The 18,426-nt window shown below is 78.2% G+C and carries 20 protein-coding genes; 11 read left to right on the top strand and 9 right to left on the bottom strand.

The features are described from left to right. Positions 1-173: 173 nt before the first annotated feature. The 4 genes from ACI780_RS01065 to ACI780_RS01050 all read right to left on the bottom strand — a co-directional run bounded on the left by ACI780_RS01065 (position 174) and on the right by ACI780_RS01050 (position 3,263). On the bottom strand, positions 174-1,292 hold the full coding sequence (locus ACI780_RS01065; RefSeq protein WP_457000452.1) for a serine hydrolase domain-containing protein: 1,119 nt from the start codon (positions 1,290-1,292) through the stop codon (positions 174-176). Continuing rightward, positions 1,261-1,893 carry a MarR family winged helix-turn-helix transcriptional regulator gene (locus ACI780_RS01060; RefSeq protein WP_456871956.1) on the bottom strand — a complete coding sequence of 211 codons (633 nt, stop codon included), beginning with the start codon at positions 1,891-1,893 and terminating at the stop codon, positions 1,261-1,263. The genes ACI780_RS01065 and ACI780_RS01060 overlap by 32 nt, the downstream gene beginning before the upstream one ends. Before the next feature lie 62 nt (positions 1,894-1,955). Further along, a complete protein-coding gene (locus tag ACI780_RS01055) occupies positions 1,956-2,492 on the bottom strand; it encodes an Rv3235 family protein (protein ID WP_457000451.1) in 537 nt (178 codons plus the stop codon). Positions 2,493-2,558: 66 nt separating this feature from the next. Further along, complete coding sequence (locus ACI780_RS01050; protein WP_457000450.1) at positions 2,559-3,263, bottom strand: LysM peptidoglycan-binding domain-containing protein; 705 nt, start codon at positions 3,261-3,263, stop codon at positions 2,559-2,561. A gap of 84 nt (positions 3,264-3,347) precedes the next feature. On the opposite strand from ACI780_RS01050, the gene ACI780_RS01045 reads away from it, so the two are divergent. Next, the gene (locus ACI780_RS01045) at positions 3,348-3,917 is read left to right on the top strand and encodes a hypothetical protein (RefSeq protein WP_457000449.1); all 570 of its coding nucleotides are present in this window, start codon (positions 3,348-3,350) and stop codon (positions 3,915-3,917) included. Between the two features lie 2 nt (positions 3,918-3,919). On the opposite strand, the gene ACI780_RS01040 is transcribed toward ACI780_RS01045, so the two are convergent. Further along, on the bottom strand, positions 3,920-4,213 hold the full coding sequence (locus ACI780_RS01040; protein ID WP_456871952.1) for a helix-turn-helix domain-containing protein: 294 nt from the start codon (positions 4,211-4,213) through the stop codon (positions 3,920-3,922). A gap of 211 nt (positions 4,214-4,424) precedes the next feature. Between ACI780_RS01040 and ACI780_RS01035 the strand changes: the two genes are divergently transcribed. The 4 genes from ACI780_RS01035 (at position 4,425) to ACI780_RS01020 (ending at position 8,703) form a co-directional block, all read left to right on the top strand. Continuing rightward, a complete protein-coding gene (locus ACI780_RS01035) occupies positions 4,425-5,363 on the top strand; it encodes an SAF domain-containing protein (protein ID WP_457000448.1) in 939 nt (312 codons plus the stop codon). After that, on the top strand, positions 5,363-6,652 hold the full coding sequence (locus ACI780_RS01030) for an AAA family ATPase (RefSeq protein WP_456871950.1): 1,290 nt from the start codon (positions 5,363-5,365) through the stop codon (positions 6,650-6,652). The genes ACI780_RS01035 and ACI780_RS01030 overlap by 1 nt, the downstream gene beginning before the upstream one ends. A gap of 89 nt (positions 6,653-6,741) precedes the next feature. Further along, positions 6,742-8,121 carry a WS/DGAT/MGAT family O-acyltransferase gene (locus ACI780_RS01025; RefSeq protein WP_457000446.1) on the top strand — a complete coding sequence of 460 codons (1,380 nt, stop codon included), beginning with the start codon at positions 6,742-6,744 and terminating at the stop codon, positions 8,119-8,121. Between the two features lie 69 nt (positions 8,122-8,190). After that, a complete protein-coding gene (locus ACI780_RS01020; RefSeq protein ID WP_456871948.1) occupies positions 8,191-8,703 on the top strand; it encodes a DUF6912 family protein in 513 nt (170 codons plus the stop codon). A 2-nt stretch (positions 8,704-8,705) separates the two neighbouring features. Here the strand turns inward: ACI780_RS01020 and ACI780_RS01015 are convergent, their stop codons facing one another. Next, entirely contained in the window at positions 8,706-12,854 is a 4,149-nt protein-coding gene (locus tag ACI780_RS01015) for an FtsK/SpoIIIE domain-containing protein (RefSeq protein ID WP_457000445.1), read from the bottom strand. 157 nt (positions 12,855-13,011) lie between these two features. Here ACI780_RS01015 and ACI780_RS01010 point away from each other — a divergent pair, with 157 nt between their 5' ends. Then, positions 13,012-13,305, top strand: coding sequence for a WXG100 family type VII secretion target (locus tag ACI780_RS01010; RefSeq protein WP_457000444.1), 294 nt, complete (start codon positions 13,012-13,014; stop codon positions 13,303-13,305). A 7-nt stretch (positions 13,306-13,312) separates the two neighbouring features. Here the strand turns inward: ACI780_RS01010 and ACI780_RS01005 are convergent, their stop codons facing one another. Continuing rightward, positions 13,313-14,266 carry an MFS transporter permease gene (locus ACI780_RS01005; RefSeq protein ID WP_457000443.1) on the bottom strand — a complete coding sequence of 318 codons (954 nt, stop codon included), beginning with the start codon at positions 14,264-14,266 and terminating at the stop codon, positions 13,313-13,315. Then, the gene (locus tag ACI780_RS01000; protein WP_457000442.1) at positions 14,263-14,751 is read right to left on the bottom strand and encodes a hypothetical protein; all 489 of its coding nucleotides are present in this window, start codon (positions 14,749-14,751) and stop codon (positions 14,263-14,265) included. Before ACI780_RS01000 ends, ACI780_RS01005 begins: the two co-directional genes overlap by 4 nt. Positions 14,752-14,888: 137 nt before the next feature. Here ACI780_RS01000 and ACI780_RS00995 point away from each other — a divergent pair, with 137 nt between their 5' ends. Beyond that, positions 14,889-15,398: a MaoC family dehydratase gene (locus ACI780_RS00995; RefSeq protein WP_457000441.1), complete on the top strand. Its 510-nt coding sequence runs from the start codon at positions 14,889-14,891 to the stop codon at positions 15,396-15,398. A 25-nt stretch (positions 15,399-15,423) separates the two neighbouring features. Here ACI780_RS00995 and ACI780_RS00990 read toward each other — a convergent pair whose 3' ends face one another. Further along, positions 15,424-15,807, bottom strand: coding sequence for an NUDIX hydrolase (locus tag ACI780_RS00990; RefSeq protein WP_457000440.1), 384 nt, complete (start codon positions 15,805-15,807; stop codon positions 15,424-15,426). Positions 15,808-15,942: 135 nt separating this feature from the next. Here ACI780_RS00990 and ACI780_RS00985 point away from each other — a divergent pair, with 135 nt between their 5' ends. The 4 genes from ACI780_RS00985 (at position 15,943) to ACI780_RS00970 (ending at position 18,420) form a co-directional block, all read left to right on the top strand. Beyond that, a complete protein-coding gene (locus ACI780_RS00985; RefSeq protein WP_457000439.1) occupies positions 15,943-16,566 on the top strand; it encodes a DUF6758 family protein in 624 nt (207 codons plus the stop codon). Between the two features lie 128 nt (positions 16,567-16,694). Continuing rightward, on the top strand, positions 16,695-16,853 hold the full coding sequence (locus tag ACI780_RS00980; protein ID WP_176449796.1) for a hypothetical protein: 159 nt from the start codon (positions 16,695-16,697) through the stop codon (positions 16,851-16,853). Positions 16,854-16,859: 6 nt separating this feature from the next. Further along, positions 16,860-17,492, top strand: a complete 633-nt coding sequence (locus ACI780_RS00975) for a PH domain-containing protein (protein ID WP_456871941.1) — start codon at positions 16,860-16,862, stop codon at positions 17,490-17,492. Between the two features lie 43 nt (positions 17,493-17,535). After that, a complete protein-coding gene (locus ACI780_RS00970) occupies positions 17,536-18,420 on the top strand; it encodes a PHP domain-containing protein (protein ID WP_457000437.1) in 885 nt (294 codons plus the stop codon). Positions 18,421-18,426 lie beyond the last annotated feature (6 nt).

Raw genomic sequence — 18,426 nt, 5'->3', positions numbered from 1 at the left:
TCCTCCTCGGACGGTGGTCGGCGCGGGGCCCGGGCGCCCGTACCGTCCCGCGCGCGGAGACCCCCGGCCCGCGCGTCGCGGTGGACGATCCCGTCCCGTTCCGGGTGTCGCCGCGTGCCGCTACTCCGGGCCTGCGCCGGCGCACGTCCTGCCACCCGGCCACCGGCCGGGGCTCACCGGGTGACCGCGTCCACGACCGCCGTCATCAGCGCGTGGTGGTCGTACGCGCGGGTGGTGTTGGCCATGACGACGACCCCCAGGCCGAGGTCCGGGTACAGCCGCATCGCGTTCCAGAAGCCACCCCCGGTGCCCCAGTGCTCGACGAAGCCCGGGACGGCGTCGCGGTCGGCGGGGCGGCGGAACCAGCCCAGGCCCAGGTCGAACGGCCGCCCCGGCGTGGCGATCGTGCGCATCGCGCGTGCCGACGCCGGTGTCAGGACCCGGGTGCCGTCGACGGTGCCCTCGGCCAGGTGCAGCCGCAGCAGCCGGGCGGCGTCGGTGGCGGGGCCGACGAGACCGCCGTAGCCGGCGCCGGCCACCCGGAACGGGCGCAGCGCCACCTGCCCGCCGTGCCGGTCGCCGACGATGCCGCCCGGCAGCGCCGCCCGGAGGACCGGGGTCAGCGGTCGGGGCAGCCGCACGTAGCCGGTCGCGTACTCCCCCTCGGGCCGGTGCGCGTAGCCGGTGGCGGTCATGCCGGCCGGCTGCAGCAGCGCCCGGCGCACGTGGTCGGGGAAGGGCTCCCCGGTGACGGCGGCGACGACCTCGGCGAGGACGAGGTAGCCGAGGTTGGAGTAGCGCGCCGGCGCCCCGGCCGGCCGCGTGGGGCGGCCGTGCCGCGCCGTCACCCGCCGGACGGCGGCGTCGACCTCGGCCTCCGGGGCGTCGGCCGGCAGCACCCAGCGCACCGGCAGGGGGTTGCCCGCACCGGCCGTGTGGTCGAGCAGGTGGCGCACCCGCGGCTGCTGTCCCGAGCGGGCGGTGAACCGGGGCACCAGCTCGCACACCGGGGCGTCGAGGTCCAGCCGGCCCTCGTCGGCCAGCCGCACCGCCACGGTCGCGGTGGCGATCTTCGACATCGAGAACCACGGGTAGCCGGTGTCGGCGGTGGCCGGTCGCCGGGCGGCCAGGTCGGCGTACCCGAAGCCCCGGGCGGCCAGCAGCCGGTCGGGACCGGTGACGGCGACGGTGAGACCCGGCACGCGGTGGCGGGTCATCAGCTCGGTGACGGTGCCCCGGACGTCGTCGAGCACGGTGGGCTCAGCGGGGCGGGTGGAGGAGGTCGGGGACATCTCGGGTTCCTTCCTGCCGTCGTGATCGGACGAAGTCGACGTAGGCGCGGACGTGCGCCTCCTCGGCGGCGGTCAGCGGCGGGCCCGCGTAGGCCAGGCGGGCGGTGGTCTCCGGTTCCGCGGTCGCCACGGTGTAGGGCCGCGGGTCCAGGCCGCCGACCTCGCGCAGGGCGGCGTCCATCCGCTGCAGGGCGGCCCGCTGGCGCGGCTCGTCCGGGCCGAGCGCGGCGGCCAGTGCGCGGGTGGCGGCGACGAAGGTCTCCGCGGCCCGCGCGTGGGCCTGCTCGCCGGCCGCGGTCAGCGCGAGCAGCCGGGACCGGCCGTCGGCGGGGTTGGGCCGCTGCTCCACGTGCCCGCGCTGCTGCAGCCGGCGGACCTGGGTGGAGATGGTCGTCGGCCGCATCGCCGTCCAGCGGGCCACCTGCGTCGCCGTGGTCGGGCCGAAGCGGCGGAGCAGGGAGTAGAAGCCGAACTCCTCGCCGGACAGCCCGCCCTCCTCGGTGAGGACCTCGTCCAGCGCTCCGGAGACCAGGTGGTTGACCAGCCAGAGGTCGAAGAGCACCGACATCTGCGGTGCCCCTGCGGACCCCTGCTCCGACATGGCGCAGACTTTACGACTTCGTATCACTTCTGTGCAAGTCCGTATTGATTGACGGAGCTCGGCTACCCGATGGACAGGGCGGTGCAGCGCCAGTGCCCGCCGACGCCCTCCAGCCGCGCCGCGACCGCGTGCGCCCGACCCGCCCGGCGCGCCACCGCGCTGACCTCGGCCACGCCGTCGACCGGCTCGCAGGTGTGCACCGGCCCGAGCAGAACCGGCGTCGTCCCCCCGGTGCACCACGCCGGGCGCCGCCCCGCCAGCAGGGCGCCGTGGACGCCGGGCGCGGTCAGCCGCTGGACCTGGGACAGCGGCCGCCGCCCGGCCAGTGCCTCGAGCACGGTGGTGAACAGCAACCGACCGGCAGCGCGCGGGTCGGGCAGCCCGGCGCGCGTCGACCAGGCCGGGCCCAGCAGGTCGGTCCGCCGGCCGCCGTCGGCGGCCGGCCGGGGTCCGGGGCGGTGCGGCGGCCGCGGCGGCGGGGTGGTCGGGTCGACCAGCGCCACGACCGGGCCGCGCAGCGGTGGGTGCAGCGCGGGGACGATGGTCAGCCGCGGCGCGCGGTCGGCGGTGGGCGTGGCGGTGCGCGGAGAGGCGGTCACGGGGGCTCCCGGGGGTCGGGTCGGTGGCTGTCGGCGCGGGCCGGGGGAGCGGCCGTGGGTGTCGGGTCAGGCCGGGGGGCGCAGGACCTGCCCGGGCAGCAGCAGGTCGGGGTCGTCGCCGATGACGGCGGCGTTGGCGGTGTGCCAGCGGTCGACGGCGGCGAGGGTCTGCGCACCGGTCGGGTGCCGGCCGGTGCGCGCCCGCAGGTCGGCCTCGGCGATGGACCACAGGCACTCGCCGCGCAGCACGACGTGCTCGGCCGTTGCGGGTCCGGGTCGGTCGGGGACGGCCGCGGGTCCGGGCGGGGCCGGCCAGTCGGGGACCGCGAGGGGCGGGGCCCGGAGCGGCCAGTCGGGTACGGCCGGCGCCCGGGTGTCGGCCGCCGGGACGACCACCGGGGCGCCCGCCGTCGTCGTGCAGGCGGTCAGCGCCGGCGCCGCGACCAGGCCGATGCCCAGGGCCAGGGCGGCGGCGCGCCGTCCCGAGGCGGGCAGCAGCCCGCGCAGCAGCACCCGGGCGGCCGCACCGGCCAGGCCAGGCAGCGCCGACAGGGCGGTGAGGGCCAACCCGAGGGCGCCCCAGGCCCACACCAGCCAGGCGAGCGCGGCGACCCCGGTGAGCAGCAGGGTCTCCGGGCCGGAGGTGTCGACGACGTGCTGCAGGTCGAGTCCGGAGGCGGGCAGGGCCGGCAGGTCGGGCGTGAGCGCCCGCAGCCCGGCCGCGACCGCGGCCATCACCGCCGTCGTGGCGACGAGTCGACCACCCGACACGTGAGCCCCTCTCCATCCGTCGATGCACCAAAGCAGACAAACGCAAGCAAACGCAAGATCCAAGAAGCATCTAGGCTCCCGGTCATGCGCTGGCAGCAGCTGTTCGCCGACCTGCAGGCGGAGTTCGACGAGGTCACGGCGGCCGAGGAACGCGCTCAGCTGCCGTCCCGGTCGCGGGCGGAGACGGGGGCGGTCCGGCTGACGGAGCGGCTCGGCGGGGCGCTCGGCGAGCGGGTGTCGCTGCGCTGCCGGGGCGCCGGCGAGGTGGCCGGCCGGCTCGAGGAGGTGGGCCCGGACTGGGCGCTGCTCACCGACGACGCGGGGCGCGAGGTGCTGGTGGCGCTCCCGGCCGTCGTGGCGGTGTCCGGGCTGCTGCGGTCCACGGCGGCAGCCGAGCCGGCGTCACCGGTGCGGGCGGCGCTGGACCTGCGGCGGGCGCTGCGCGGGCTGGCGCGCGACCGCAGCGCGGTGACGGTGCTGTGCGACGACGGCGGGGTGCTGACCGGGACCGTCGACCGGGTCGGCGCCGACTTCGTGGAGCTGGCCGAGCACGCGCCCGACGAGTTCCGGCGGCCCGGTGCGGTGCGGTCGGTGCGGGCGGTGGTGCTCGCGGCGGTGGCGGTGGTCCGGACGCTGAGCCCCGGCGCCGCCTGAGGTCAGCTGCGGGAGCGGCGGCCGCGGGCGGGCGCGGGTCCGGCCGGCGCGTCGGCCGGTGCGTCGGGGCCGGCCGCGGCGGACCCTTCGGGGGGAGGCACCGCACCGGCGCGCGCCTCGGCGTACTTCTGCTGGATGAACCGCTCGAGCTCGTCGGTCTCCACCCGCCACTGGCCGCGGCCGCCGATCTGGATGGCGATCAGCTCGCGGCGCCGTACGAGCGCGTAGACCTGCGCCCACGAGACGTTGAGGATCTCGGCGACGTCGTCGAGGGTCAGGAAGCGCGGTGTGGGCATGGCTCTCCGTCCGGTCGCGCACCAGTCTGGCAGCAACGCACTCACCCGTGCGCATCTCGTCCACACCCGAAGGTGTGGACAGCCGGTGCACGCAACCGCGTCCGTACCGCATCATCGGCGTCCGACCGCGCGCTGACCGCCGGTCGCGTCCGTGTCCGCCGGTGGGCGGGCCGCCCGGGCCGTCCCGGACGACCACGAGGAGGAGTGCCCGGTGAGCGCTGCCACGCGCACGGCGCCGGTGGCGGGGGAGACGGCGACCGGGCCGGTGCCACGGCGCGTGCGCCCGCCGCGGTGGCTGGACCTTCGGCTGGTGCTCGGGGTGCTGCTCGTCCTCGGGTCGGTGCTGCTCGGCGCGCGGGTGGTCAGCGCCGCCGACGCCACGGTGCCCGTCTGGTCGGTGGCCGGGGACCTGGCCGCGGGGACCAGCCTCGAGGCCGCCGACCTGGTGGCGGTCGACGTGCGGCTGGGCGACTCGGCCGGCGCCTACCTGTCCACCGGCACCGATCCCGCCGGGCGCACGCTCGCCCGCGCGGTGCGGGCGGGGGAGCTCCTGCCCCGCAGCGCCCTGGAGGAGCCGGCCGACCTGGTGCAGGTGGCGCTGCCGGTGCAGGCCGGCTACGCGCCGCCCGGACTCGCCCGCGGTCAGGTCGTCGACGTCTACGGCGTGACCGACCCCGCCGGCACGGCGACCGGCGAGGGCGTGGCACTCGTCGTCGCCGCCGCGCCGGTGCAGGCCGTCAGCGGCCGCGCCGAGGGCGTGCTGTCCACGGCGACCACGACCGTGCAGGTGGTCATCGGGGTGCCGGCCGCCCAGGCCGCAGACGTGCTGGGCTCGATCGGCGGCCGCCCGCTGGTCGTGGTGGTGCACGGCTCCGTGGATGGCGCCGTGGACGGCGCCGTGGACGACGCCGTGGACGACGCCGTGGACGGCGGCGCGTCGCCGACCACCCCGCGGCCCACCACCCCGACCACCCCGCGGCCCACCACACCGACCACCGCGCCGACCGTGCCGACCACTGCGCCGACCGTGCCGACCACGGCGCCGACCGCCTCCGTGCCCGCCGCTCCCGTGCCGGCCGCACCGCCCGTCCCGCCCGCCGATCCCGCTGCCGCCCCCGCCGCCGGTGCGCCCGCCGGGCCGACGCCCTGATGGCGCTCCAGGTCGTCACCGCGGTCACCGGCGCCGCCTGGGAGGCCGCGCTGGTCGGGGCCCTCGACCGGGCCGACCACGGGGTGACGGTGGTCCGTCGGTGCGTCGACGCCTCCGACCTGCTGGCCGCGGCGGCCACCGGCACCGCCCAGGCGGCGCTGCTGTCGGCGGACCTGCACCGGCTCGACGTCGACGCCGTCGCCCGGCTCGGCGCGGCCGGGGTCGCCGTCGTCGGGCTGGCCGACCCGGCCGACGAGCGGGCCGCCGAGCGGTTGCGCGCGCTCGGGGTGGCCACCGTGCTGCCCGCCGACGCGGAGCCGGAGGAGGTGGTCCGGGCGCTGCGCGAGGCCGTGACCGGACCCGCCGCCGGGCACGGCGTCGCCGACCCCCGGGCGGCCCTGCCCACACCCCGCCGCGGCGGGTCCGGGCCCGCGGTCCGGCGTCCGTCCCGGGGCCGGGTCGTGGCGGTGTGGGGCCCCACCGGCGCGCCGGGCCGGACCACGGTCGCCGTCGGCCTCGCCGACGAGGCCGCCCGCCTGGGTGTGGCGACCCTGCTGGTCGACGCCGACGTGTACGGCGGGGTCGTGGCGCAGGTCCTCGGCCTGCTCGACGAGTCGCCGGGACTGGCCGGCGCCGCGCGGCAGGCGGCCGCCGGCACGCTGGACGAGGCGGCGCTGCAGCGGCTGGCCTGGTCGGTCCGGCCCAACCTGTCGGTGCTGACCGGGCTGGCGCGCGCCGACCGGTGGCCCGAACTGCGCCCCCGCGCGGTCGCGGCGGTGCTCGACGAGGCGCGGCGGGTGGCCGACCTGGTCGTCGTGGACTGCGCGTTCAACCTCGAGGAGGACGAGGAGCTGTCCTTCGACACCGCGGCCCCCCGGCGCAACGGGGCCACCGTCACGGTGCTGGAGGCGGCCGACGACGTGCTGTGCGTCAGCGGTGCCGACCCGGTCGCGCTGCAGCGCACGATCCGGGCGCTGGGCCAGCTGCGCGACCTGATGCCGGACGTCGAGCCGGCCGTGGTGGTCAACCAGGTCCGCCGCGGGCCCGTGCCCGGCGACCCCCGCCAGGAGATCGGCGACGCCCTCGAGCGGTTCGCCGGCCGCGGCGTGCACGGCTTCCTGCCCGCCGACCGCGGCGCCACCGACGCGGCGCTGGCCTCCGGGCGGACCCTGGCCGAGGTCGCCCCCGGCTCGCCTCTGAGAACCGGGCTGCGCACGATGGCCGCCGGGCTCGCCCGGGTGCCCGACCCCGCACCGGGACGGCGGCTCCTGCGCCGCCGCGCCGGCTGACCCTCCGCCCGGGCGGACCGTCCTGCCCCGCCCGGCTGGGGAGGGCGCCGGCGCCGCCGTAGCGTGGACCCCCGAGCCGGAGGAGGACGATGGCCGAGCGGCTGAGCACCCTGGACGCGTCGTACGTGTACCTCGAGGACGCGGGCGCCCCGCTGCACGTCGCGGGCGTGCTCGTGCTCGAACCGGTCGAGGGCGGACTCGACGCCCTCGCCGAGCTCGTCGAGGCGCGGCTGCCGCTGGTGCCGCGCTACCGGCAGCGGGTCGTGCCGGTGCCCGGCCACCTGGCCAACCCGGTGTGGGCCGACGACCCGGACTTCGACGTCGCCTACCACGTGCGGCGCTCGGCGGTGCCGCGGCCCGGCACGCAGGCGCAGCTTCTCGACCTGGTCTCCCGGGTGACGTCGCGGCCGCTGGACCGCGCGCGGCCGCTGTGGGAGGTCTACCTCGTCGAGGGGCTGGCCGAGGGCCGGGTCGCCGTGGTGACCAAGACCCACCCCGCGCTCGTCGACGGGCTGGGCGCGGTCGACATCGCCCAGGTGCTGCTGGACACGACTCCGGACGCGCCGCTGCCCGCCGTCGACGACTGGGTCCCCGGCCGCGTGCCCGGGCCCGTCGAGCTGGTCCGGGACGCGCTCGCCGAGTACGTCCAGCGGCCCACCGCGGTGCTGGAGAACGCCTGGTCGGCGGCCGGTGACCTGCGCTCGACGGTGGCCCGGGTGCGCAGTGCGGCCGGGGGGTTCGTCCGCGCCGCCGGGTCGGCCGTCGCCCCGCCACCGCACGGGCCGCTGAGCCGGACGGTCGGCAGCCAGCGGCGGGTCGCGGTCGCCCGCGCTGACCTCGACGACCTGAAGGCGATCCGCAAGGCGCACGGCGGCACGGTCAACGACGTCCTGCTCACCGTCCTGACCGGCGCGCTGCGCGACTGGTTGCTCTCGCGCGGGGAGCCGGTGCTTGCCTCGACCGTCGTGCGCGCGCTCGTGCCCGTCTCGCTGCAGGAGGAGCCGGGTGCCGCGGGCGGGGGGGTGTCGGCCCACCTCGTCGACCTGCCGGTCGGGGAGCCCAACCCGTGGGTGCGCCTGGCGCGGCTGGGCTACGCCATGCGCAGCGTGACCGACTCCGGGCGGTCGGTGCGGGCCAGCAGCCTCGTCGCGCTCACCGGGTTCGCTCCGCCGACGCTGCACGCGCTCGGCGCCCGCGCGGCCCGCGGTCTGTCTCGCCGGCTGTTCACCCTGGTGGTGACCAACGTCCCCGGACCGCAGGTGCCGCTGTACGCCGCGGGCAGCCGGATGCTGGAGGTCTTCCCGGTGGTGCCGCTGCTGGGCGGTCAGGCGCTGTCGGTCGGGATGACCAGCTACGACGGGCGGGTCCACGTCGGGCTCAACGCCGACCTCGACGGTGTCGGCGACGTCGAGGTGCTGGCCGACCTGCTCGAGCAGGAGGTCTCGGCGCTCGCCGAGTCCGTGCGCTGACCCGCGCGCCGCCTCCGGCCCGGCGGCGCGGGATACCGTCGCCTCCCCCCACCAGAGAGGAGCGGCCGCGTGCGGATCTACCTGCCGGCGACGACCAGCGTCCTGCGGCGACTGGTCGACGAGGGCCGGATCGGCGGACCGCACACGGCCTTCGCCGTGACCCCGGGACTGCGGGACTCCTACTCCCTCAGCGACGCCGCGTCCGACGTCGAGGAGCTCGAGTACGCGGCGCTGCTGGCCGCCGCCCGCGCCAGCCTCCGCCTGCTCGACGTGGACCCCACGGCCGCCCGCCGCCGCGTGGTGCTGGCCGCGGACGTGCCCGACACCTCGGTCACCCCGGTCGACGACGCCGACACCGACCCCGGTGCGGTCCGGGTGTCCGCCGACGTCACCCTCGCCGACGTCGCCAGCGCGCACGTCGACGGTGCCGAGGCCGAGGACGACGTGCGGGCGGCGGTCGCGGTGGTGCTGGAGGCCGACCTCGGCAGCGACGAGGCCCAGTTCGTCGTCGACCAGGCCGAGGGGCACGAGCTGGCCTGGTACGCGACCCAGGAGATCGGCCCCGCGCTGGAGCTCCTCTGAGCTCACGACCCGTCCCGGTGGCGGGCGACCTGCACCCGCCGGGCCGTGCCCGCGGTGACCAGCCAGCCGGAGCCGGGCCGGGCCGGGACCGGCGCCCGGGGCAGCCGGATGCCCAGCAGGTCGGCGTCCCCGGGGCCCGGGCAGAGCAGCAGCCCGCTGCGGCTGCGGCGCAGGTCGGCGACCGGCCCCCGGAAGGCACCGGAGAGCTCACCGGCGGTCCCGGCCGCGAGGACCACGACGTCGTGCTCGGCGAGGTCGGCGGCCGCCGCCGCGAGGACCGGCGCCTCGGGGAGCGCCCCCGCGTCGTCGAGGACCAGCACCCCCGGGCCGTCGGCGAGGCCGGCCAGCCAGGACCGCCAGCCGGCGACGTCGTCGGCGACGAGCGGGGCGGTGTCGGGGAGGGCGGGACCGGCCGCGCGCCGGCTGCGGACCAGGCCGACGACGGGGATCCCGGCGCCGGACAGCGTGGTGGCCAGGGCCTGCAGCGTGGCCGTCCGGCCGCTGCGCGGGGGACCGACCACCAGCAGACCCCCGCCGCGGCGCAGGTCGACGTGCAGCAGCGCCCCCTCGTCACCGCCCGGCCCCAGCGGCACCGCCGTCAGCGCCGCCCGGGCGTCGGCCGGCAGCGCGGGGTCGGCCGGCAGCTCGGGGATCCGCAGCGCCGTCGTCACGGCGGGTACCTGCGCCGGGCGGGGGCGCAGCGGGCGGGGGAGGGCGATGTGGCACTCGAGGGCGTCCTCGCCCAGGAGCGCCCGTCCCGGCGGCCGGTGTCCCGGTACCGCCCGGGCGGGCACGCCGGCCACGGCGTAGTCGCCGCGGTCGGGTAGCGGGAGCACCAGGCGGGTCCCCGCCGCGGCGGCCAGCCGGCCACCCGGGACGGCGCGGTCGGCGGTCACGACGCAGCTCAGGCCCACCGACGCGCCGTCGCGCGCCAGGCGCAGGAGGTCCGCCGAGCCCTGTCCGGGAACCGCCTCGTCGAGCTGGGCCAGCAGCGACTCGACGCCGTCGACCAGCAGCAGCACGACCGGGTCACCCGGCGCGGCTCCGGCACGGCGGGCGGCGATCTCCTCGCCCAGTCGTGCCACCAGCCGGACGGTGCGCAGGGCGTCGGCCGCGCCGATCACGGTCCCGGTGTGCGGCAGCCCCGCCGCCGCCGCCCCGAGGGAGCCACCTGCGTGGTCGAGCACGTGGACGTGCAACCGGTCCGGCGGCAGGCGGTGGACAGCCTCGGCCAGCACCGTCCGCAGCAGGGTGGTGCGGCCGCTGCCGGGACCGCCGACGGCCAGCCAGGCGCCGCCGCGGTCGAGGTCGAGCACCAGCGGCTCCCGCGTCTGCCGGTCGGGCCGGTCGACCAGGCCGACGGGCAGGCGCGCCCCGCAGTCGGCGCCGTCCCCGTCGGGCACGGGCAGGTCGGCGACGTTCAAGGAGTCGGGCAGCGCGGGGTGCCACGGCCGGTGCGGCTCGCGGGTGCCCGACCGGGCGGCGGCGCGGGAGGCCGCCTCGGCGATGCGGGCGAGATCGGTGCGGCCGGGCACCGTGGGGTCGTCACCGGCGGGCGGGCCGGCGGCCGGTGGCCAGGGCCGGCGCCGGACGGCGGGCCCGGGCGCCGCCGCGGGCCCCAGCGCCACCCGCGCGGTCTGGAACGGCACTGGGCGTCCCGAGCCCACGCGCAGCAGCCCGCCGCCGGGCCGGTCGGCCGGGATCCGCGCCGCGTCCGGACTGCCGAGGACGTCGCGGGAGTCCGCCTCGTCGGTGGTGCGCAGGCACACCCGCAGCGAGCAGTTGGCCCGGATCTCCGGTGAGACGACCCCGCCGGGGCGCTGCGTCGCCAGGACCAGGTGCACGCCGAGCGAGCGGCCGCGCTGGGCGATGCCGACCAGCCCCGTGACGAACTCCGGCAGCTCCTCCGCGAGGCCGGCGAACTCGTCGACGACGATGACCAGCCGCGCCAGGTCCACCTCGTCGGGCAGCGCGCCGACGTCGCTCACGCCGGCCGCGGCGAGCAGCGCCTCCCGGCGGGTGAGCTCGGCGGTCAGCGAGCGCAGCGCCCGCCCGGTGGCGGCCGCGTCGAGGTCGGTCACCAGGCCCACGGTGTGCGGCAGCGCCGCGGCCTCGGCGAAGGCGGCACCGCCCTTGTAGTCGACGAGGAGGAACGCGCAGCGGTCCGGCGGGTGCGCCAGCGCCAGCCCGGCGACCAGCGTCTGCAGCAGCTCGGACTTGCCCGAGCCCGTGGTGCCGGCCACCAGGGCGTGCGGCCCGTCGCGGCACAGGTCCACCGCGACGACCCCTTCGCCGCCCAGTCCGAGGGGGACGGTGAGCGACGTCCGTCCCCGCGACCACGTCACCGGGACGCCGTCCCCGGCCGGTGCGCCTGCGGCCAGGTCCAGCAGGCGCACCGTCCGGGGCAGGGTCGCGCTGGCGCGGCCGGGGCTCAGGGCGGCGAGGTCGCGGGCCCACCGCCCCGCGACCGGCCGCGGCAGCCGGTCGACGACCAGCTCGCTCCGCGCGGTGCCGTCGCCCCGGTCGAGCAGGCCCGTGTCGCCGGTCTCCCCGCCGACCTGCAGCACGGCGCCGCCGGGGACCGGCAGCTCGTCGGTCCGCCGGCCGAGGGACAGCAGGACGGCGCCGGCGTCGCGGCAGCGGCACAGGGCGTCACGCAGGGCGGCGCCCACCGGCCGGTCGACGACGAGCAGCAGGCGCCCGGGACCGTCCCGCGGCGCCGCCGGGCGGGCCGCCTCTCCCCGCCCCGCCACCCCGCCGAGCCAGGCGAGCAGCGCGTCCTCGTCCCGGCGGGCCGTGGTCAGGGACGGGCGGACGTGGACCGCCCCAGGCGCCACGTGCGGCAGCCACCGCGCCCACGCCCAGTCCGGCGCGCGCTCCGCCGTCGTGAGGAGCGCCAGGTCGACGTCCCCGGGCGGCAGCAGCGTGACCACCTGCGCGAGCACCCCGGCCACCACGCCCAGCGCCGGTGCCCGCGGGCCGGTGACGCCCAGGCTCCCGGCGGCCCGGAGGTCGACCGCGACGGGCAGGCCGTCGGCCGGCTCGGCCTGCCGGCGGCCCTCCACGACCCGGACCACCCGTGTCGTCCCCGGGCCGGTGCCCAGCCGCACCACCAGGGCGTCGGCGTCCCGGCCGGCGCGCGACCACAGCGGCGCGGTCCGCCGGCGGGCCGCGGTGGCCAGGGTGGCGAGGTCGGGACAGGCGCGGTGGGCCGCCCGGACGTCGGCCCGCACCGCCTCGGCCAGCCCGACCCGGGCGGTGGCGAGCTCCGCGGTGTGGGTCGCCGCCGCGCGCCGGCGGGACCGGCGGCCGGACCACCGGTCCGACGCCCACGTGCCGACCGCGACCAGCGGGGACAGCAGCGCGAAGAAGAGGAACGTCGGGGTGGACAGCAGCCAGGCGAGCACCACCCCGGCGGCCGCGGGCAGGAGCACCGCGACCCAGGCCAGGCGGCGGTGGGGCGGCTCGTCGGGCGCGGCGGGCACGGCGACCTCCACCTCGGGGCGCTGCGCCGCCGGCGCGGTCCCCGGCCGCACGAGCCACCGCCCGCCGGGGCCGGGCCGCAGCCCCACCGGGACGTCCCGGGGACCAGCGACGGTCAGGGAGGTCGCGCCCAGGCGGAGCACGGCGCCCGGCCGCCAGGACACCGGGGCGCCGGTCAGCTCCTCGTCGTCGAGGCGGGTGCCGTTGGTGGAGCCGAGGTCGGCGACCGTGGTCCCGCCGGCACCGACGTCGAGCCGGGCGTGCCGGCGGGAGACGCCCGGGTCGGGGAGGGGCAGCGTGGCGTCGGCGCCGCGGCCCAGGACGTGCCGGCCGCTGGCCAGGCCGGCCGTCGTGCCCGCCGCGGGCCCGCCGACGACGTGCAGCTCCAGCGGGCTCGGCGCCGGCCGCTCGTCACGTGGTGCGGGACGGCCGAGACCGAGGACCGCGCCGTGCGCGAGAGAGGCCGAGCGGAGCGGCAGGTCGGCGGGGAGCGCGGTGCTGCCCGACCACAGCGACGCCCGTGGGACGCCGAGGGCGGTGGCGAGGGCGGGCAGCACCGCGGCCAGCCGGTCGCCGTCGGCGGCGCGGACCTCGACGTCGACGGCACCCTCGGGACCGACCACGGTCCAGCAGCGCGGCGCGACGTCGGCAGGTGGGGGAGCGGACACGCGCCGACCGTCGCGGCCCCACCCCGGTCGCGGCGCCGGGTCCCGGCGGTTGTGGACACCACCCCCGCCTGTGGACGGCTGCGGGCCGCCGTGCGCGACCGGCCCTAGCGTCCGCAGCCGATCCCGGGAGGTGCCCGGGACGGACGGGAGGACCCACGTGAAGGTCGACATCGCCGCGCTGCAGTCGATGGCCGGGCAGTGCCAGGCCGAGGCGGCCGAGACGACGGCGCGGCACGCCACGCTGTCGAGCAGCGTCACCGCCTCGGTGCTCGACGGCTGGACCGACAGCCAGGCGGCTGTGCAGTTCAGCGCGCTCTACGAGCAGTGGCGCGCCTCGGCCCAGTCGGTCAGCGACGCCCTCACCGGGATGGGGAGCCTGCTCGGCGCGGTCGCCGCCTCCTACCAGCAGCACGAGGCCGACGTCGCCGCCCGCATCGGCGCGCTGGTCTGATCCGCGCTCAGCCCGGCGGGGCGGCGGGGAGGCCGCGGGCCCCTCGCCGCCCGGCCCGCCGGCGCACCTCGGCGACCAGGTCGGGGAACCGCTCCCACGGCAGGATCGACAGGATGGCGACGCAGTGCGGCAGGAAGATGATCCGCAGCCCGCCGAAGACCATCAGGTGGAACCCGAGCAGGAAGACCACCAGCGCCACCCGCGCCCGGTCCGAGCGCACCAGCAGCACCAGCGGCGCCGCGAACTCCAGCAGCAGCATCGACCACTGCACGGCCGTGAGCAGGCCGGGCACGTCGAGCGTCCACTCCGACAGGACCGTGCCGCGGCGGACGACGGCGCGGGTGATGGTCGAGCCGGTCGCCCAGTCCCAGCCGCCGAAGCGCACCTTCGCCCAGGCGGCCAGGAAGTAGGTGAGCACCACGGTGACGAACACCGCGGTCATCGCCCAGCCGGCGGCCTCCGACGACCGGCGGTCCCGCCAGCGGGCCACGCCGACCGTGGGCAGCACGGCGAGCGCGACGAGGTAGGCGATGCGGTCGTGGTCGACCTTGCCGTAGCTCATCGCGATGACCATCCACTCGAGGTAGAGGAGGAACACCGCGGAGCCGAGCAGACGGGGGGCGCGACCGGTGGCGGCGGCCAGCGCGGTGGCCACCAGCGCCCACTGGACGACGTGCACGACGGTCGAGGTCGGGACGGGCAGCGGCAGCAGCTGCCCGATCACCAGGGGCTGGTAGTAGGCGGTCGGGACGTCGGCGTGCGCGCCCACCCAGGCGGTGGTGAGGAAGACGTCGACCGGCACGAACAGGTAGGCGATGGTGCGGAACACCGCGACGCGCGCCAGTGGCACCGGCCGGGTCCAGAACCCGCGCACGGCGCCGCCCACCCCGCGCAGGGCGCCGCGGACCCCGTGACGGGACGCCGCGGCCGGCGGTGCGGACGGGGGCAGGGTGGCGCTCACGGGCCGACCTCCAGCTCCTGCTCGACGAGGACCCGGTCGGTCCACGCGCCGGTCGCCTCGCCGTCGACGAGCTCGAAGCGGCGCTGCACCACCTGCACCCCGACCAGCTCCGGGCCGCCGGGGTGGTGCTCGGCGTAGGTGTCGGCCAGCAGCACCAGCAGCGAGGGGTCGTCGGCCAGCCGCGGGAGCTGGCCCTCGAACTCGGCGCGGCGCAGCCCGACCTCGCCGCCGGACAGCCGCACCTCCCGGCCGTCGCCGGTCAGGCCGACGACGCGGGTGGAGACGACCGGCGCGTCGTTGTCGGCGCGGGTCGAGTACATCTTGAACGGGCCGAACGGGAAGTGGGCGTCGGTGCCCCACAGCGTCCCGGCCAGCAGCAGGGCCAGGACCACGAGCGTGGCGGCCAGGCGGGTGCGGCGCCCGGCGGGGGACAGCACGACGACGTCGCCCTCCGCGGGGTCACCGGCGCGGAGCGGGTGGACCACCCGGGCATCGTAGGATCGGCGGCCGTCCAGATGGGTCACCGACGCCGCGTGGTGGGCAGCGGGCCGCACCGCGCCCGGTAGGCCCGTCGCGCGTGCGCCCGTCCCTGCCACCGCACGACGACGTCGGGAGCGCACACGTGCAGTTCGGCCGGTACTACGAGGAGTTCGAGGTCGGCGCGGTCTACAAGCACTGGCCGGGCAAGACCGTGACCGAGTACGACGACCACCTGTTCTGCCTGATCACGATGAACCACCACCCGCTGCACCTGGACAGCCACTACGCGGCCGAGACCACGGAGTTCGGGGAGAACGTCGTCGTCGGCAACTACGTGTACTCCCTGCTGCTGGGCATGAGCGTCCCCGACGTCTCGGGCAAGGCGATCGCGAACCTGGAGGTCGAGTCGCTGCACCACGTGGCGCCGACCTTCCACGGCGACACGATCTACGGCGAGACGACGGTGCTGGACAAGACCGAGTCGCGCTCGCGCGACGACCGCGGCGTGGTGCACGTCGAGACCATCGGCTACAAGCAGGACGGCACGGTCGTGTGCGTCTTCCGCCGCAAGGTCATGGTGCCCAAGCGCTCCTACGGCGAGGCCCGCGGGGGCGAGCAGCCCGGCCGCCCGGAGCCGGCGCCGCGCTCCTGACCGGACCGGCGCGCTGCCCGGCCGGTCAGGCCGGCAGCGCGCCCCAGCCGCGCAGCGTCTCCAGCAGCCGCGGCGTGCAGGCCAGCCGGTCGAGGTCGGCCGGGCCGGCGAACACCACCGCGTCCGCGTCGTCGCCGGGCACGGGCTCGGCCCGCGGGTCGGTGAGCGTGCACCCGAAGTCGACGACGTCGTAGACGACGCCGTCGCCGGGGATCTGCACCCGCCCGACCTCCGCGCCGACGCGGACCCGCAGCCCGGTCTCCTCGCGGACCTCCCGCGTCACCGCGGCGGCGAGGGACTCACCCGGCTCCACCCGCCCGCCGGGCACCGACCACAGCCCGCGACCGGGGGCGTTGCGCCGGCGGACCAGCAGCAGCCGGCCGGCGTCGTCGAGCACCACCGCGCCCACGCAGGCCACCGTCGCGGCACCCTCCCGAGCCGGGGGAGGAGGCGCGGAGGACACCCGCGCAGAGTACGGCGGCCGGGCCCGGCACGGTCGGCCCGCGCTTGACGTGAGCCGCGCGTGACAGGACGGTGTTCTGCGATGAGCGCCTCCCCGGTCTGCCCTCGCTGTGGCGAGCCGCTGGTCGTGCGCCCCGGGGACTCGGCCGTGGCGTGGTGCCACCTGCACGGCGCGGTCACCCCGCTGCACCACACGACGCTCATCGCGCACGACGCCATCGCCGCGGTCACCGCCGACGCGCGCGTCCCCGCGTGGGTGCCCGACCCGATGCCGACGGGCTGGTCGGTCACCGGCCTGGCGTGGGGCGGGGAGCCGGGCGCGCGGGCGATCGTGGTCGGCTGCGCCGGCCCGGCGCCGCTGGGCGGGTCGGCCGAGATGGTCCTGGTGGCCGAGGAGCCGGGCATGGGCGTGGGCTGCGGCTACGCGGGCCTGCCCGGTCTCGACCCCGGCGACGTCATCACCGGGCCGTCGTCGGCGTCGGTCGAGGCCGCCGGGCAGCACGCCCCGCTGTGGGCGATCCCCACCTCCGACGACCGGGCCGCCTTCGTCGGCGAGGCCTACGGCGTGTGGCTGTGGCTGGTGACCTGGCCGATGTCGGCCGGCTGGCTGCTCGTCGAGCCGCGGCGGCTGCTGGACCTGCGCGAACGGCTCTACCCCGACCTGCCGCTGGGCCCGCCGAGCGAGCACCTGCTGCCGGGGGAGTGAACGGCCGGCGCCGACCCGGCGTGTCCGGCAGGCGCCCGGTGGTGCCTGTGTTACCCATGGGACCGGCCTCCGGGCCGATCCGTGCGGGCACCGCGCCCGCCGGTCCGAGCGCATCCCCGGAGGTGACGGTGAACCTGAAGAAGGTCCTCGTCTGGCTGGCCATCGCCTTCGTCGTCTGGTACGTCATCCAGCAGCCGGAGTCCTCGGCGGAGATGGTGAAGAGCGCCGGTGAGGCCCTCGGGGAGGCCGCCTCGTCCATCGCCGCCTTCGTCACCTCGCTCGTCTAGGCGGCCGTGACCGGCCCGGCCGACGGCCGCCCGCCGCAGTGGGCCAAGGACGCCGCCAAGTACCTGCTCCCCGGCGAGCAGGCCGTCGTCGCCACCCGCCGCCACTGGGCGGTGCTGCTGGCGCCGGCCGCCCGGACGCTGCCGGTGCTGGTGGTCGGCGTGTGGGTGCTCACCCTCGACCCGGACAACCGGGTGTCGGCCACCGTCGGGCTCGCCGTCGTGCTCGGCGCGCTCGGCACGTTCGCGCTGCGCGCCGGCGAGTGGTGGATGCGCCACTTCATCGTCACCCGCCGCCGGGTGCTGCTGACCTCGGGGATCATCGCGCGCACCGTCACCCTGCTGCCGCTGCGCCGGATCACCGACCTGACCTGGAAGGAGACGGTGCTGGGCCAGGTGCTCGGCTACGGCACCTTCCGCTTCGAGTCCGCCGGCCAGCAGCAGGCGCTGTCCCAGATCACCTTCCTGCCGCGCGCCGACCTGCTCTACCGGGAGGTCAGCGGGCTGCTGTTCGGCAGCGACTGGGGCAGCGGCGGCGACGACGAGGGCAACCCCGAACCGCCCGCCGACGAGCGGCCGCAGCGCGACACCCAGCCGATCCCCGGCGCTCCGCGGCAGGACCCTCCCGCCGCGCCCCGCTGAGGCCCCGCGCGGCCGGCCCGCCGCTGGGGGAGGCTGGACGCCGATGCTGATCGACCTGCACACCCACTCGTCGGTCTCCGACGGCACCGACACCCCGGCCGCGCTGGTGGCCACCGCCCGCGCCGCCGGCCTCGACGTCGTGGCGCTCACCGACCACGACACCACCGCCGGGTGGGCGGCCGCCGCCGCGGCCCGCCCGCCCGGGCTGACCGTCGTCCCCGGCCTGGAGCTGTCCTGCCGCTGGTTCCCCGCCGACCGGCCGCCGGTCAGCGTGCACCTGCTCGCCTACCTGTTCGACCCGGCCCACCCCGCGCTGGCCGAGGAGCTCGCCCGGCTGCGCGCCGAGCGCCTCAGCCGCGGCGAGCGGATCGTCACCGGGCTCGCCGCGGCCGGGTACCCGGTCGCGTGGGAGCGGGTGGTCGAGACCTCCGGCGGCGGGGTGGTCGGCCGGCCGCACGTGGCGCGGGCGCTGGTCGACGCCGGCGTCGTCGCGTCGGTGGACGAGGCGTTCGCGACCCTGCTGCACCACCGCAGCCCGCACCACCTGCCCAAGGCCGACACCGACGTCCGGCACGGCATCGCGCTGGTCCGCGCGGCCGGCGGCGTGCCGGTCTTCGCCCACGGGCTGGCCACCCGCCGGGGCCGGGTGGTCGACGACGCCGCGATCGCCGCGATGGCCGACGCGGGACTGCTGGGCCTGGAGGTCGACCACCCCGACCACAGCCCGGCCGAGCGCGACCACCTGCGCGGGCTGGCGCGCGAGCTCGGCCTGCTCACCACCGGGTCCAGCGACTACCACGGCACCAACAAGACGACGCCCATCGGCGCCTGTACCACCGACCCCGGACAGTTCGAGGCGCTGCTCGCCGCGGCCACGGGGAGCGCGCCGTTCACCGATCGGCACGGGAACGGGCCCTCCGGCGGCTAGCGTGGC

The sequence above is a fragment of the Geodermatophilus sp. SYSU D00814 genome (assembly GCF_054050055.1).
The sequence above is the reverse complement of the archived record's forward strand: the minus strand, read 5'-3'. Positions and strand labels throughout refer to the sequence as shown.